General features: G+C 49.2%; 12 protein-coding genes and 2 riboswitches. Of the genes, 9 read left to right on the forward strand and 3 right to left on the reverse strand.

All coding sequences use genetic code 11. The annotated features are described in order from the left end of the window. Positions 1-151 precede the first annotated feature (151 nt). From glcT to ptsP, 4 genes are all read left to right on the forward strand, one after another. Complete coding sequence (gene glcT, locus ACWXW9_RS11075; protein WP_494929429.1) at positions 152-1,009, forward strand: glucose PTS transporter transcription antiterminator GlcT; 858 nt, start codon at positions 152-154, stop codon at positions 1,007-1,009. A 256-nt stretch (positions 1,010-1,265) separates the two neighbouring features. Then, on the forward strand, positions 1,266-3,311 hold the full coding sequence (ptsG, locus tag ACWXW9_RS11080; protein ID WP_494929430.1) for a glucose-specific PTS transporter subunit IIBC: 2,046 nt from the start codon (positions 1,266-1,268) through the stop codon (positions 3,309-3,311). Positions 3,312-3,431: 120 nt separating this feature from the next. Further along, a complete protein-coding gene (locus ACWXW9_RS11085; protein ID WP_014282905.1) occupies positions 3,432-3,707 on the forward strand; it encodes an HPr family phosphocarrier protein in 276 nt (91 codons plus the stop codon). Beyond that, positions 3,700-5,412: a phosphoenolpyruvate--protein phosphotransferase gene (gene ptsP / locus ACWXW9_RS11090; RefSeq protein ID WP_494929431.1), complete on the forward strand. Its 1,713-nt coding sequence runs from the start codon at positions 3,700-3,702 to the stop codon at positions 5,410-5,412. Before ACWXW9_RS11085 ends, ptsP begins: the two co-directional genes overlap by 8 nt. Positions 5,413-5,532: 120 nt before the next feature. Here the strand turns inward: ptsP and gcvPB are convergent, their stop codons facing one another. The 3 genes from gcvPB to gcvT form a co-directional block, all read right to left on the reverse strand. Beyond that, the gene (gcvPB, locus tag ACWXW9_RS11095; RefSeq protein WP_494929432.1) at positions 5,533-7,059 is read right to left on the reverse strand and encodes an aminomethyl-transferring glycine dehydrogenase subunit GcvPB; all 1,527 of its coding nucleotides are present in this window, start codon (positions 7,057-7,059) and stop codon (positions 5,533-5,535) included. Next, positions 7,056-8,411, reverse strand: a complete 1,356-nt coding sequence (gcvPA, locus tag ACWXW9_RS11100; protein ID WP_494929433.1) for an aminomethyl-transferring glycine dehydrogenase subunit GcvPA — start codon at positions 8,409-8,411, stop codon at positions 7,056-7,058. Before gcvPA ends, gcvPB begins: the two co-directional genes overlap by 4 nt. Before the next feature lie 130 nt (positions 8,412-8,541). Further along, complete coding sequence (gene gcvT / locus ACWXW9_RS11105) at positions 8,542-9,642, reverse strand: glycine cleavage system aminomethyltransferase GcvT (protein ID WP_494929434.1); 1,101 nt, start codon at positions 9,640-9,642, stop codon at positions 8,542-8,544. 79 nt (positions 9,643-9,721) lie between these two features. Further along, positions 9,722-9,818: riboswitch (glycine riboswitch) on the reverse strand. After that, a riboswitch (glycine riboswitch) is annotated at positions 9,819-10,010 on the reverse strand. A 300-nt stretch (positions 10,011-10,310) separates the two neighbouring features. Between gcvT and gcvH the strand changes: the two genes are divergently transcribed. From gcvH to ACWXW9_RS11130, 5 genes are all read left to right on the forward strand, one after another. Then, positions 10,311-10,706 carry a glycine cleavage system protein GcvH gene (gene gcvH / locus ACWXW9_RS11110; protein WP_494929435.1) on the forward strand — a complete coding sequence of 132 codons (396 nt, stop codon included), beginning with the start codon at positions 10,311-10,313 and terminating at the stop codon, positions 10,704-10,706. 515 nt (positions 10,707-11,221) lie between these two features. Next, entirely contained in the window at positions 11,222-12,700 is a 1,479-nt protein-coding gene (locus ACWXW9_RS11115; protein WP_494929436.1) for a PTS mannitol transporter subunit IIBC, read from the forward strand. Between the two features lie 82 nt (positions 12,701-12,782). Next, a complete protein-coding gene (locus ACWXW9_RS11120) occupies positions 12,783-14,861 on the forward strand; it encodes a BglG family transcription antiterminator (RefSeq protein WP_494929437.1) in 2,079 nt (692 codons plus the stop codon). Further along, positions 14,858-15,292 (forward strand): PTS mannitol transporter subunit IIA, encoded by a 435-nt coding sequence (locus tag ACWXW9_RS11125; RefSeq protein ID WP_494929438.1) that lies wholly within the window; start codon positions 14,858-14,860, stop codon positions 15,290-15,292. Before ACWXW9_RS11120 ends, ACWXW9_RS11125 begins: the two co-directional genes overlap by 4 nt. Beyond that, the gene (locus ACWXW9_RS11130) at positions 15,289-16,434 is read left to right on the forward strand and encodes a mannitol-1-phosphate 5-dehydrogenase (RefSeq protein WP_494929439.1); all 1,146 of its coding nucleotides are present in this window, start codon (positions 15,289-15,291) and stop codon (positions 16,432-16,434) included. Before ACWXW9_RS11125 ends, ACWXW9_RS11130 begins: the two co-directional genes overlap by 4 nt. Positions 16,435-16,616 lie beyond the last annotated feature (182 nt).

A 16,616-nucleotide genomic window follows, 5' to 3' on the forward strand; every position in this document is an offset into this window, starting at 1 on the left:
GCTTTTCATCACAGCTTTTCCCGGTTATTGTGATGAAAAGCGTTTTCTTTTTATTGACCTTTAGCGGAATATTTGGTACTTTAACGTGGATTCCTCTGAGCTTCATGCTCTAATTCTTAGGATCAAGGTTCAGATAAAAAGAGGTGCGGATGTGAGCAGCCTACAAGTGGCGAAAGCGCTGAATAACAATGTGATTATCGGGATGCATCCCGAGCATGATGAGGTTGTTGTGATTGGAAAAGGAATCGGTTTCAATCGCAAAAACGGCGATCTTATACCGTTGGATTCAGTTGAAAAATTATTTATATTGAAAAGCCATGAGGAGCAGGAGCAATACAAGCGATTGCTTCCCGAGCTGGATGAAAAGCTCATTGAGGTCATTGGTGAGGTGCTTCACCATGTTCAGCTTCAAGCGAAGAAGCCTCTGAATGAGCACATATTGATTGCTTTAACCGATCACATCGCCTTTTCCATTAATCGTCAGAAACAGGGCATTACGATCCATAATCCGTTTTTGTATGAAACGAGAGAAATTTACCCTCAGGAATACAAGATGGCTGAACAGGCAGTCTCTTTGATCAAGGACAAGATGGGTATGGATCTGGGAGAAGATGAAATCGGATTCGTGGCCTTGCATATTTACAGTGCCATGACGAACCAGCATATTTCCGAGGTCAGGAAGGATTCTCGATTGATTGCTGATATGGTACAGGTAGTAGAGACTACGCTGGATTATCGCATTCCTCTCCAATCCCTGGATTACTCACGTCTGCTGACTCATCTGAGGTTTGCGATTGAACGTGTACGTCGGGGAGAGATTGTGCAGGAGATTTACCGATTGGACAAGCTTTTGAATGAAGAGTATCCGGAAATGTATATGTTAGCCTGGAAGCTCACGAAGATTATGGAGAAAAGGCTTCGCAAATCCGTATATCCGGCTGAGGTTAGCTATTTGACGATGCATTTACAGCGGTTGTCCCAACGCAAAGAGCAGGGAGATCAACGTTAGAACAGCTAGAATCGAAAAAAGTATTGCCTCACTTTTGGCAGAATGCTATAATAAATTTCGTAATGAGCAAGACAACAATTGAATATCTAACGTGTTACTGATTCGATCAGGCATGAGTTGTTTTAAGTTATGATTGTTTACAGCCTACCGGGGTAAGCTATATCCCAAGGTTGTGTTCAAACATACTTAAATCGGCTCATGCCTTTTTTGTTGTTTTGCCTCTGTATTCTAATTTTCAGAGAAGGAAGTGGAACGTATGTTTAAAAAGCTTTTCGGTGTTTTACAGCGTGTCGGCAAAGCTTTAATGCTTCCTGTAGCCATTTTGCCGGCAGCGGGACTTTTATTGGGAATCGGCAACATGTTGGTCAATCCCGATTTTCTCCAGTACATTCCGGCATTAAATGCGGGCTGGGTTCAATCGGTAGCGACGATCATGATGAATGCCGGACAAATTGTTTTTGATAATCTGGCACTGTTGTTTGCAGTCGGCGTAGCCGTCGGTCTGGCAGGCGGTGAAGGTGTAGCAGGTTTGGCTGCGATCATCGGTTACCTTGTCATGAACATTACATTGGGTACAGCTGTGGGTGTTACACCGGGTCTGATCGCTCAAAAAATACCGGGCTATGCGAACGTGCTGGGGATTCCAACGCTGCAAACCGGGGTGTTCGGCGGGATTATCATCGGTATACTGGCCGCGGCCATGTACAATCGCTTTTTCAAAATTGAGCTTCCTTCGTATCTGGGCTTTTTCGCAGGTAAGCGCTTCGTTCCAATTGCAACAGCAGTATCTTCGTTGTTAATTGGACTATTGTTGGTCATTGTATGGCCTCCCGTACAATCTGGACTGAACGTCGTGTCTCACTTCATGGTTGATTCCAACCCGACACTGGCCGCTTTCATTTTTGGGGTCATTGAACGCTCACTTATTCCTTTCGGATTGCATCACATTTGGTATTCACCGTTCTGGTTTGAGTTCGGCGAGTACGTGAACAAGGCAGGTCAAACGATTCATGGTGACCAGCAAATCTTCTTTAACCAGCTTCGTGATGGAGTTACATTGACAGCAAGTACGTTCCAAGTGGGTAAATTCCCGTTCATGATGTTCGGTTTGCCAGCCGCAGCGCTTGCAATGTATCATGAAGCAAGACCGGAACACAAAAAATATGTAGCAGGTATTATGGGTTCAGCAGCTTTGACCTCGTTCTTGACAGGGATTACGGAGCCACTGGAATTTTCCTTCCTGTTCGTAGCTCCACTGCTGTTCGCGGTGCATGCTGTGTTTGCAGGGCTGTCGTTTATGACCATGCAAATTTTAAATGTTAAAATTGGTATGACCTTCTCCGGTGGATTTATCGACTTCCTGATTTTCGGAATTATTCCGAATCGTACGTCTTGGTGGTACGTCATCATCGTCGGTCTGATTTTGGCGGTTATTTACTACTTCGGATTCCGATTCATCATACGGAAGTTTAACCTGAAAACACCAGGGCGTGAAGAAGCTACAGAAAATGTTGAAGGAGCCGCAGTCGGTACCACAGACGAGCTTCCAGGCAATATTTTGGCAGCTTTCGGCGGGGCGTCCAATATCAAGCATTTGGATGCTTGTATCACACGTCTTCGTATTGAAGTTAACGAGAAGTCCAACGTTGACAAGGCTCGTCTGAAACAGCTTGGCGCAGCGGGTGTACTCGAAGTCGGCAACAACGTACAAGCCATTTTCGGTACACGTTCCGACACGATTAAAACGCAAATGGCTGATATTATGGCGGGACGCACACCTGCTCCGGCCTCGGCTCAACCTGCTCCGCAAGAAGAGAAGGAAGCTGGTGAAGAAAAACAGACCATCATCGTTGAAGATATCGTGATGCCTGTTAACGGAGAATTGGTTGATATTTCGACTGTTCCTGATCCGGTATTTGCAGAACGTATGACAGGAGACGGCTTTGCTGTCGTGCCAAATGATGGAACGATTGTGTCACCTGTATATGGTAAAGTATTCAATGTATTCCCAAGCAAGCATGCCATTGGTATCCAATCTGACAGCGGTAAGGAAGTGCTTGTTCATATCGGGGTGAACACAGTAAAGCTTAAAGGCCAAGGATTTGACGTTTTGGTGAACGAAGGCGATCTTGTGTCAGCCGGTCAACCGATTATGAAAGTAGACCTGGAATACGTGAAGGCAAACGCAAAATCCATCATCTCACCAGTCATTTTTACCAACCTTCCAGAAGGTTCTTCGGTAACTTTAAACAAAACTGGAGTATTGAAGGCTGGCGAAGATGGTATAATTACGATAAAATAAATTCTATGTGTTTCGGATTCGTTATGAGGCGGCTTAGGTCGCCTCACATCGACCCGGTTTCACTACACGTATACTGCGTGTAAACAAATATTATCCATTAGGAAAGTGGGAGGAACAATTATGCAAACAACTTTTAGAATTACAGATGAAGACGGTATCCATGCACGTCCTGCAACTGCGCTGGTAAATACAGCTAACAAATTCAGCGGTGCTGAATCTTTTGCCGAAGCTAACGGTAAAAAAGTAACTTTGAAATCCATTCTGGGTGTATTGTCTCTTGGTCTGGAACAAGGCGATACCATCAACATCATCTGTGAAGGCGCTGAAGCTGCTGACGCTCTTAAAGCTCTTGAAAATGTAATCGTTAACGAAGGGCTGGGCGAAATTCATGCTTAAAATTTCCGGGATTGCCGCTTCGGCAGGCATCGCCATTGCCCGGGCGTTTATCTTGGAGCATCCGAATTACGCTGTAGAGAGACGCGCGGTTGGTGATGCTGAAGCTGAAATTGCAAGATTGGATGCGGCTTTAGTAGAATCTCAAACTGAATTGGAAGCGATTAAGGAGAAAACTTTACAGGAACTGGGCGAGAAAAAAGCAGAGATTTTTGCTTCTCACCTGTTGATCCTGAATGATCCTGAACTGATCGATCCGGTTAAAGCTAAGATCAGAGACGAGCAGCTTAATGCTGACTATGCTCTGAACGAAGTAGCTACACAGTTTATTTCCATGTTCGAAAACATGAAAAGTGCTTATTTGCAAGAACGCGCATCGGACATGCGTGATGTAACCAAGCGGATCCTGAATCACCTGCTTGGTGTTCATTTTGTCAGTCCTGCAGAAATTGCCGAAGAAACGATTGTACTTGCAGAAGATTTGACACCTTCCGACACAGCTCAGCTGAATCGCGAATTTGTTAAAGGTTTTGCAACCAACATCGGCGGACGTACTTCGCACTCGGCTATTATGGCTCGTTCACTTGAAATTCCTGCGGTTGTAGGAACGAAAAATATATTGTCCCAAGCTAAAAGCGGCGATTTGATTATCGTCGATGGTCTGGATGGTCACGTATTTGTGAACCCTTCCGAAGAGATCGTTGCGGAATACCAGGCTAAACAGGTGGCATACGACAAGCAACGCGAAGAGTGGCGCAAGCTGCGCGGCGAAGCTACAATTTCCGTCGATGGTGTGCATGTCGAACTGGCAGCCAATATCGGTACGCCTAACGATGTAGCTGGCGTTTTGGATAACGGTGGCGAAGGCGTTGGCCTGTATCGTACTGAATTCTTGTATATGGGACGCGATAAGCTTCCATCCGAAGAAGTACAGTACACAGCATACAAAACCGTTCTGGAAAGAATGGAAGGCAAACCGGTTGTAGTCCGCACGTTGGACATCGGTGGCGACAAAGAGCTTCCTTATCTGGATCTGCCGAAGGAAATGAATCCATTCCTCGGATTCCGTGCTATTCGTCTGTGTCTGGATCGTCAGGATATTTTCCGTACTCAATTGCGTGCTTTGCTGCGGGCAAGTGTACACGGTAACCTGCGGATCATGTTCCCAATGATTGCTACACTGAACGAATTCCGTGAATCCAAAGCTGTGTTGCTGGAGGAAAAGGAAAAGTTGGTAGCCGAGGGTGTAGCTGTATCTGAAGAAATTCAGTTGGGCATCATGGTAGAAATTCCTTCTACAGCAGTATTGGCTGACCAATTCGCAAAAGAGGTTGATTTCTTCAGTATCGGTACGAACGATCTGATTCAGTACACAATGGCAGCGGATCGTATGAACGAGCGGGTTTCTTACCTGTATCAACCATATAACCCATCCATTCTGCGTCTGGTGAAAATGGTTATTGATGCCGCTCACCGTGAAGGACGTTGGGCAGGTATGTGCGGCGAAATGGCAGGGGATACAACAGCAATTCCATTGCTGCTGGGTCTGGGACTCGATGAGTTCAGCATGAGCGCTACTTCCATTCTGCCAGCACGCAGTCAAATTTCGAAATTGTCCCGCGCGGACATGGAGAAACTGGCTGCAAAAGCTTTGGACATGCAAACAGCCGAGCAGGTTGTTGAATTGGTTCAAAGCATTGAAGGCTAAGGAAGGGTATTACATTTTCAAAGGTTATATCTTTTTCCAACAAAAATTGCTGTCTACATACAGCGGCCGGTATCTAACAGATACCGGCTTTTTTGTATACCATAGAGTTGGAGTTTGCTTTTAGCTGCATGAGCAATTCAATATCGGCTTGCGAGCTGCGGTTGCTTCGTCCAGTCGCGTGACCGGAGTGGTATATGGAGCATTTAGCACCAATTCAGGCGTTTCCTCCGCTTCCCGCGAAATTTGAATCATGGTGTCGATGAAGGCATCAAGCGTCTCCTTGCTTTCCGTTTCTGTCGGCTCGATCATGATACATTCCTCTACATTCAGCGGGAAATAAATCGTAGGCGGATGGTAGCCGAAATCGAGCAATCGCTTGGCAACATCAAGCGTACGCACTCCGAATTTCTTCAAGCCGCGCCCGGACATCACAAATTCGTGCTTGCAATACCCCGGATAAGGGATGTCAAAATGCGGAGCCAATCGGTGCATCATATAATTGGCATTCAGTACGGCACATTCGGATACCCGCTTCAAGCCGTCAGGACCATAGCTGCGGATATAGGCATAGGCACGAACGAGAATGCCGAAGTTGCCGTAAAAGGCCTTGACCCGTCCGATAGAATCTCCCTGTTCTCGGTCCCAGTGGTACGTTCCCTGTGGATCACGCACGACAAGCGGCTTGGGCAAATATGGAATGAGCCGTTGCTTTACCCCGACAGGTCCCGCGCCGGGCCCGCCTCCGCCATGTGGGGTACTCATCGTTTTGTGCAAATTGAGATGCACCACGTCAAAGCCCATATCCCCGGGGCGGGTGATCCCCATAATGGCGTTGGAGTTCGCGCCGTCATAGTAGAGCAGGCCACCTGCTTTATGCACAATCGCGGCAATGTCAGCGATTTGCTTCTCGAACAGCCCGAGCGTGTTCGGGTTGGTCAGCATAAGCGCAGCGGTGTCATTGCCTACGGCTTGACGCAGCGCGTCCAGATCCACCAGCCCCTGCGGTGTGGAGGGGAGGGTGATCGTTTCGAAGCCTGCCACAGCGGCGCTGGCGGGGTTCGTTCCGTGCGAGGAATCCGGCACGAGCACCTTGGTACGCCGCTCACCACGCGCTTCGTGGTAGGAGCGGATCATCATCAGCCCGGTCCATTCGCCATGGGCGCCCGCGGCGGGCTGAAGGGTGACGGCATCCATGCCGGTTAACGCGGCCAGATCGCTTTGAAGCGTATGGAGCAGTGCCATGGCTCCCTGGATGCTGTCCTCTGGCTGGTACGGATGGATTTTGGCGAAGCCTGCATAACGGGCGACATCCTCGTTTACCTTGGGGTTGTATTTCATCGTACAGGAGCCGAGCGGATAAAATCCGTTGTCCACGCCAAAATTGCGCCGTGACAGTGCGGTATAATGTCGAATTACGTCTACTTCGTATACCTCGGGCAATGCCGCAGGCTCGCTACGCTGCGCATAATCCGGCAAAAGCTCTGCCACCGGACGGCGGGGAACATCGCATTCGGGCAGGGAATAGGCGATACGGCCCGGTCTGCTCAATTCAAAAATGAGCGCCTGATCATGCTCTTTCATCTGATTTCGACTGGATTCGACTTCTGGATTCGGTATACCCTGATCTTGTCCGGTGGTGTGTGTCATAGCAATCCCCCCAAGATGTGTACGAATTGATCGATCTCTTCCTTTGTTCGTTGCTCTGTCACGGCAATCAGCATGTGACCTGCATATTCCTCATAATCCCGGCCCAAATCGTAGCCGCCGATAAATCCGGCAGCAAGCAATCCGGCTTGCAGTTTATTCATATCGGTACCCTCAGGTAACCGCAGGGTAAACTCGTTAAAGGTGGGTGCAGTAAAGGAGGCAGTCACGCCCTTCAAGCCGAGTAGTTGCTCCAATGCGTAACGGCTTTTGTGCAAGTTTAGCTCGGCTACTTCCGCGATGCCCTGTCTACCCATGACGGACAAATACACAGAGGCGGATAAGGCGAGCAACGCCTGATTGGAGCATATGTTAGAGGTGGCCTTTTCCCGGCGGATATGCTGCTCCCGTGCCTGTAAGGTCAGCACGAAGCCGCGTTTACCGTTGCGATCTGTGGTCTGGCCCACTATACGTCCGGGGATACGGCGCATATGCGCCTGAGAAACGGCAAAGTAACCACAGGTTGGGCCCCCGAGGGAGGAGGAGATGCCGAGCGGCTGCGCGTCTCCTACGACAATATCCGCGCCCTGCTTACCAGGTGCTTCCAGCAAGCCCAGCGCCAGCGGATTGGCGCTGACAACCATAAGACCCTTGTGGGCATGGACCAGGTCAGCCATCGGCTTCAGATTTTCCACGGCCCCGAAAAAATTAGGGCTTTGGACCAAAACAGCCGCCGTCTGTTCCGATATGGCTGCCGCTAATGCTTTCACGTCGGTTATACCGTTTACACAGTCGATCTCCACGACATCCAAATCCAGCCCGCGTGCATAGGCGGCCAACACCTGACGTGACTCCGGATGGACGGTCCGCGATACGATAAGCTGCTTGCGGCGGGTGGCAGCGGCAGCTAATGAGCCTGCTTCTGCCAGCGCAGTCGCTCCATCATACATGCTGGCATTGGCTACAGCCATGCCTGTTAATTCGCATATATACGATTGGAATTCGAAGATGGCTTGCAGCTCGCCCTGGCTTACCTCCGGCTGATAAGGAGTGTAGGCCGTATAAAATTCCGAGCGCGAAGTGATATGCTGGATGACAGACGGAATATGATGATCGTAAATCCCTGCGCCGAGAAAGCTGGCGTGCGTGTCTGTATTGGCATTTTGCCCGGCCAGTCCTGATAAGTGGCGGGTTAAGGCTCTTTCGTCTAACCGAGAAGACAGGGGCAGCTCCCCCTTATACCGGATCGCCTCAGGAATATCGCTGAATAAATCGTCGATGGACGATGCGCCGACCACGCGCAGCATTTCAGCTTGATCCTGCTCGGTCATAGGAAGATAACGATGCTGTTTCATTGGGTCTGGCTCCTTTCAACCAACAAGATCGTAAAAACGTAAAATGATTAACAAATGATTAATAAACGATTGCCAACTGGGCAGCGGTTAGTAACTTATCACGATAGTTATAGTAAGACGAGCGTTTAAATCAGTGTGGACGTTTATAAAAGGGTGTGGCTACCACCTCGGCGCGCAGGCGCTTGCCACGAATCTCGACCTCCAGCGGCGTGGATAGGGAACTAAAACGACTGTCCACCAGAGCCAAACCCAGATTACGTTTTAAGGTGGGCGACTGGGTTCCAGTTGTGACCTCGCCAATTTGCTGTCCTTCCGCGAACACGGGGTAATGGGCACGCGGGATGCCACGGTCAAGCATTTCCAGTCCGATCAGCTTGCGTGGAATACCTTGTTCTTTCTGACGTTGCAGGGCCTCTCTGCCGATAAAATCTCCCTTATTCAGCTTGACAAAGAAGCCTAAACCAGCTTCCAGTGGCGAAATGGTAGCGGACAACTCCTGTCCGTACAGCGGTAGCCGCGCCTCGAAGCGCAGCGTATCCCGGGCTCCAAGTCCGGCGGGAACCAGACCATACGGCTCACCGATGCGAAGCAATCCGTCCCACACTGCCGGTGCATCCGCTGCGGGCACATAAAATTCAAAACCATCTTCCCCCGTGTAACCGGTGCGGGAGACGAGTGCTTTTGCCCCGAACAATTGCACATCCTCATTGAATCGGAAGGATGCCAGCTTCGTAATGTCCGTGTCTGTCATTGCTGCGGCAATACGAGCAGCTTCAGGTCCTTGCAATGCCAGCAGTGCTACCGCATCTGATACGTTTTCCAGATGAACGGATGCAGGAGCATGACGAAGCAGCCAATCCCAATCCTTGTCAATGTTGGAGGCATTCACAACGAGCATGTAACGCTCCGGCCCTTTACAGTAAACAAGCAGGTCGTCTACTACACCTCCATCCGGGTAACACAGGAGCGAGTATTGGGCTTGACCTGGCTCCAACTGACTGACATCGTTCGTCGTCACCTGTTGCAGAAATGCTTCGGCTTCCTGGCCCTCGACCAAGAATTCACCCATATGCGATACATCGAATAATCCTGCACGTTGCCGGACGGCCTCATGTTCCTTTTGAATGCCACTGAACTGTACAGGCAGCTCCCAGCCGCCAAAATCAATGCAACGAACCCCCGACAGTGTGCTGTAGGATGAATGCAGCGGCGTTTTTCGCAAGTTAGTCATTTTTCCACTCCTATCCGGTGTGATCGGCTAAACAAAAAGACAGGCCGAAAAAAACGTATGGACGGCAGTCCACACACTTTTTTTCAGCTCTGTCCTTGATACCTGAGAGTTACCCCGGTGCGTACCAGGTTTCCCCTTGGGTGATCCGCCTGTATGGCGAATGCTCTCCAGAGATGCGTCCGGCAGAGGTCCTTTTGCCTGAGAGATTCACCTGCGGTGCAGGTTTACTCCTTCGGCGCTACCCTTGGATCAGCTATACGTCATCCGGTGCTGCCGGTTGGTTACAGCTTGATCCGACTCGCTTGCTGCCTTGTTTTACAGGTGGCAACAGCGATGCGAGTGTTGGCAGTCTCTCCCTCCACGTTCATCCGCGTTTACAATTATTAGGTGTTTCCAAAAGCACTTGTTATAACCCATTAATACGCAAATTTATTCGAAATGTCAACAAAAATGTCATGAAAAACATTATTAAAAACATTTTATTCATAAATAAGGATATGTAAGCGTTTGTTATAATCTGTCGTATTTTTAGTTAGAAAGATATATGGAGTAATGTGAAATATTTTTGTTAGTATTATTGACATCATAGTTCTAGTTGTCATAATCTTAACCTGTCATAGATGGGTAGGCGAAACGATGTAATCCATATGAAAGCGAGGCGGAGCAGGATGAGTGAAGTGAAGCAGCAATTGTGGTACACGGAAGAACATGAATGGGTTCAGCGCACAGAGGATGGAACGGTACGAATCGGTATTACGGACTTTGCACAGCATCAACTGGGCGATATCGTTTTTGTGGAGCTGCCTGGAGAGGGAGCAGCGATTGAGCAGGGGGCGGAGATTGGTACTATTGAATCGGTAAAGACAGTATCCGACCTGTTCGCTCCAGTAACGGGAACGGTGTTGAAGGTGAATGAAGCGCTGGAAATTACACCTGAGCTGGTAAACGAATCGCCCTACCAAAAAGGCTGGATGATCGAAGTGGAGCTTGGAGGAGATGTAGAGGAAGCATTAAGCAAGCTGCTGTCTGCGGATCAGTACGAGCAGTTGACTGCCAATGAGTAATAATGGGGCAATGTAGATTGGATAATTGAATAAGGGCGGCGTTTGTCCGCTCGATTTTGTATAAAAATAGTCGCGATGAATTGGCATAGCGGCTATTTTTGCTGTCTTTTTTTACAAACGTAATTACGTTCTTTTCTCTTGTTTAGAGGATAGACCTCATACATAAATTGTACCGATGACAGGATGGTTTTTCGACTAAATACTCGTGTTACAGGCCATATTAAGAGGAATTATGCAGAATGATTTCGCGCCTGTTTATCTTAAATTTAAATGTTGTCATCAACGTTCATGACGAAAGTACGTTTTCATTTCGTTGATGAAGATAGCGTTGTCATTTAGTATGAATTTTAAGAAAAGGTAGTGATGCTTATTACCTGAGTATTTTGCAGCAATCCCAAGAGCGATTTCAAATTAGCAATAGATAGATCGAAACGGTTTAGTTCGTCTATCTATTGTACTTTCGAGCGTTGGGAATCGAATGATGCAAAATGCTGACCTATAAGGAGGATATGAATATGAGCACAGTGGACACAAAGTCCAGTTCAAACGGAGGAGCGCGCGTTGCCGTACAGCGTTTTGGTCGTTTTCTCAGTGGTATGGTTATGCCCAATATGGGGGCCTTTATCGCGTGGGGATTGATCACGGCACTCTTTATTCCGACCGGATGGTTCCCAAATGAGGGGTTTGCACAACTGGTTGATCCGATGAAAAATTATTTGCTGCCGCTGCTGATCGGTTATACGGGTGGCACAATGATTCACGGACAGCGCGGAGGTGTGATCGGGGCCATTATGACGATGGGTGTCATTGTCGGGTCGGACATTCCGATGTTCCTCGGCGCGATGGTAGCTGGTCCGCTAGCTGCATGGATATTGAAGAAATTCGACAAAGCGATTGACGGCAAAGTTAAATCAGGCTTTGAAATGCTGGTCAATAACTTCTCGGCAGGGATTATCGGGGCGATTTTAGCGTTGCTTGCCCATGTGGCAATCGGCCCGGTAGTACAAATCATCAGTCAAGTGTTGTCAGCAGGGGTACAGTTCCTCGTGAACGCAGGGCTGTTGCCGCTCGTCAATCTCATTATTGAGCCCGGAAAAGTATTGTTTTTAAACAACGCGCTGAACCACGGAGTATTGAGTCCGATTGCGCTGGAGGAAGCTTCAAGAACAGGCAAATCCGTTTTGTTCATGCTGGAATCCAACCCTGGACCGGGGCTCGGTATTTTGCTGGCTTACTGCCTGTTTGGTAAAGGTTCTGCGAAGTCGTCGGCTCCCGGTGCGGTCATCATTCACTTTTTCGGCGGGATTCATGAAATTTATTTCCCTTATATTTTGATGAAGCCGATTCTGATTCTTGCTGCTATAGCAGGGGGCATGGTGGGAACGTTCTGTTTCATGCTGACAGGTGCCGGACTGGTTGCAGCTCCTTCACCGGGCAGTATCATTGCTTATTTCCTGATGACGCCAAAAGGTGGATATTTGCCAATGCTGAGCGGTGTGATCGCTGCTGCGGTCGTATCGTTTGCTGTTGCTGCTGTGTTACTCAAGACAGGTAAGCAAAAAGAAGAGGATCTTGAGGAAGCGGCATCCCGCATGAAGGATATGAAAACTCAAAGCAAGGGTGCAAGCGAAAACGCTACTGTAACGGAAGATAACCGCGAAGCTGATCGTGCTGCGGAGATTGCCGAAGTTCAAACGGTCAAGGATAAATCAGATGTGAACAAGATCGTCTTTTCCTGTGATGCAGGTATGGGCTCAAGCGCTATGGGCGCCTCGATTTTACGCAAAAAAATGAAGCAGGCGGGTGTGGACGTTACAGTAACGAACACGGCAATCAGTGAGATTCCGCAGGATGCAGATATTGTCATTACGCAAAAAACGTTGACAGACCGGGCTAAAACGGTAGCTCCGAATGCCGAGCACATTTCCATTGACAATTTCCTGAAGAGCCCTGAATACGAAGCGCTGGTGGAACGTCTGAAATCCGATTCTTAATCCACCGTAGTAGTCAGGCCGCCTGTGTGCAGTAGGTATGTTCTGCGGAGGGGATGAGCTTGGGAAGGAACGGTATGCGCTTATGAATATTACGAAACGACAACGTGACATCGTGGAATATCTTCTGGAGCAGTCCAAAGAGGTAACTGCCGGGGAAATTGCCGAGAAGATCAATGTCAGCACAAGGACAGTTCACCGGGAACTCAGTGCAGTCGAGCATTGGTTAGCGGCTCATGAGGTAAAGCTGGAGAAAAAATCAGGGATTGGAATCTATGTGGATGCCGACTCAGATCAGCTTGTATGTCTGCGGGAGCAATTGATGCATACGAAGTCGGACGAATATTCGGCTGAGGAAAGAAAGATCGTGGTTCTCTGTATGCTGCTGGATACACAGGAGCCGATCAAGCTGCTGGCGCTGGCTTCTGATTTGAAGGTTACGGTAACTACTGTCAGTCATGATCTGGACGAATTGCAAGACTGGATCGGGGAACGGGGACTCGTGCTTGTGCGCAGACGCGGGTACGGCGTCGAGATTACAGGCAGGGAGACAGACAAAAGACGGGCGATTTCCGAGCTGGCTCTCGAAAATTTGGACGAATCGGATCTGTTTTCCAGCCGAGAAGAACCCCGCCCCTTAACGCGTGTCGCCGATAAGCTGCTGGAGATGATTGGCAGAGAGAACCTGCTGACCGTGGAAAATGCCCTCTGGCAGCCCCATGAGAAATGGCTGGAAAACATGGTGGAAAGCAAATATATGGAGCTGCTGATTCAAATTTGCGTTTCGTTGGCACGTTTGCGACTCGGATACGTTGTGGATCATCGTCTCTCGTATTCGAAAACGGATTCGGATGAGAATGTCGTGCTGCGTACAGCTATGGTGGAACGCATATGCACAGAGTTGTCAGAGGCGCTGGATATTGAATTTCCGGAGCCGGAACGATCTTATTTCAGAATGCTGTTTCGTGATGCCGAGGATCATTCTACCCGGCTACTGCCGTTGGATGATCTCGTACTGTTGGAGTCGGTTCATGAGTTGATTCGTCGCGTGGAGGAAGAGACAGGCACGCCATTGGCAGAGGATCGGGTTCTGCGTGAAGGACTGATTGCACATATGGCTCCGGTACTCAAACGTCTGAAGGAAGGCAGATCCATCCGTAATCCCCTGCTTCAGCAAATCCGCAAGGATTACGGCAGCTTGTTCGACTCGGTGAAGAAGGCTGCGGCGGACATGACAGAAATGGAAGTGCCGGATGAAGAAATCGGATTTCTCGTCATGCATTTCGGCGCTTCGCTGGAGCGGCTACGGCAATTGCGGCGGGAGGTGCGTGCCATCGTCGTCTGCACGAGCGGCATTGGATCATCCAGGCTGCTGGCTACAAGGCTCGCCAAGGAGCTGCCACAGATCAAAATCGTGGATAGGGCCTCATGGTACGAGGCAGCGCGGATTCCGAAAGAGGATTATGATCTGATCATTTCGACGGTGGAGCTACCGCTTGAACCGGATCGTTACCTCAAGATCAGCCCGTTGCTGACGCAGGAGGAGAGTGACCGCCTGCGTCATTTTATCCAGCATATTACACTCAAGCATCCCCATAATCAGCAGCAGGAACAGGCCGTTCAGCCCGGTCAGGGCATGGAGTGGCTCACTGGGCTGCGGAAAAGTCTCGAGGAAATTGTACACATTGTGCAGCAATTTCAAGTGTATCCGCTGGAAAATCAGGGGATGGATATACGGGCTACCGTACAGGCTATCTGCATGCTGGAGGCGGGGCGGGGAAACGTCACAGAGCCTACTGCCATTGCTGCACAGCTCATGGAGAGAGAGAGCCAAGGGAGTCAGGTTATCCCTGATACCTCCATTGCTTTAGTCCATACGCGTAGCCACTATATCCGCCAGCCTTCGCTTACCTTGTATAAGCTGGCAGAGCCACTGCTGGGGGATGCAGGCGAACAGGTAGATTGCGTGCTGCTTATGCTGGGACCTCGCGAGCTGCCGAGAGAAAGCTTGGAGGTATTGAGCGAGATTAGTGCATTACTGTTGCAGGAAGACATGGTTACGCTACTGAAACACGGCAGCCGTGAGCATATCGCCAATTATATATCGAGTGAACTGGCTGAATTTTTTCACAGTAAATTAGGGACAGGGAGGAACCTACCGTGAGCATTATGACGATAGACAAAGTAAAAATGAACGCAACCGCCAAAAACAAATACGAGGCGATTCGCATGGCTGGACAAATCCTGCTGGATGCCGGACATATTACAAGTGAGTACATTGACAAGATGCTGGAACGCGAGGAGATCGTGTCTACCTATATCGGGAACGGGCTGGCTATTCCTCATGGCACGAAGGAATCCAAGACGTTCATTCAATCGACAGGAATCTCGATCATTCAGTTCCCGCAAGGTGTGGATTTTGGGGAAGAAAAAGCATACATGGTGATCGGCATCGCAGCACAAGGCGGCGATCATATGGAGATTTTGACGAGTATCGCTGTGGTGTGTGCGGAGGAAGAAAATATGGAGAAACTTCGCAACGCAGTGACCCCTCAGGAAATTATGGATCTGTTCGAAAGCGAGATGGAACTATGAGAGCCGTCCACTTTGGAGCAGGGAATATCGGTCGCGGCTTTATCGGATTGATTCTGTCGCGTGCAGGCTATGAGGTTGTCTTTTCGGATGTTAACGACACCCTTGTATCCGAGTTACGCCGCCGCAAGCAATACACTGTAGAGCTGGCGAATGATACCAAGGATACGGAGATGGTCACGAATGTAACCGCGATTGATGGCAAAGATGCAGCGGCTGTAGCAGACGCGGTAGACCACGCTGATCTGGTAACGACTGCGGTGGGTGTCAGCATCCTCAAGCATATCGCGACAGGCATTGCCGAGGGGATTAAGAGGCGGGTAGAGCGTGGCGCAGCGCCGCTACATGTGATCGCCTGCGAAAATGCAATCGGAGGCAGCGCCCAACTGAAAGAGCATGTTTTTGCGCTACTGGATGAGGCGACTCGTGCCAAGGCAGAGGCTTCGGTGTATTTTCCAAATGCTGCTGTAGACCGGATTGTGCCGATCCAGCATCATGAGGACCCGTTGCATGTCCAGGTAGAGCCCTTTTACGAGTGGGTGGTGGATCGTTCGCAAATGGCCCCTGACCATGAAGAGATTGAAGGTATCCTATACGTGCAGGATCTGGAGCCTTATATTGAACGCAAGCTGTTTACGGTGAATACGGGGCATTGTGTGGCGGCCTATCTTGGTTATAACGCGGGTTATGCTACCATTCAGGAAGCCATGAAGGATAACAAGGTGGTGGATTCGATACAAGGGGCACTGGAGGAAACAGGGGCGGTGCTTGTGAAGCGCTTCGGTTTGGATCAGGGGGAGCATAAGAAGTACATCTCCAAAATTTTGGATCGGTTCCGCAACCCTAATCTGACAGACGAGGTCACTCGGGTCGGACGTTCACCGTTACGGAAGCTGTCTCCCAATGACCGTCTTGTACGTCCGGCACTGCAAGCGGAGGATTATGGCATCCCGACGGATCATCTGGCGTTAGGAATGGCTGCTGCCTGTAAATTTGATATTGCGGAGGACCCCGAGGCAGTCGAGCTCCAGCAGGTGATCCGCAGCGAAGGACTGGGAGTGGCGCTCACACGCTATACATCCATACCGGCAGATCACCCGCTACACCGGCAGGTAATGGAGCAATATGATATTATAAGTTCATAAAACAACGAAATAATGCGCGTTATTTTCGATAATCCTCTTGAAGACAAAACATCCACATCAACATTAACGTGTTCTGTAGGGATGTGCTTCAAGAGGATTTTTATATGCGTGATTTACATCACATAACAACCTGTCTAAATTGGTTATATTGATAATGATTATCATTATCTACAAAACGGAGT

The organism is Paenibacillus sp. LT-B23 (assembly GCF_059417685.1).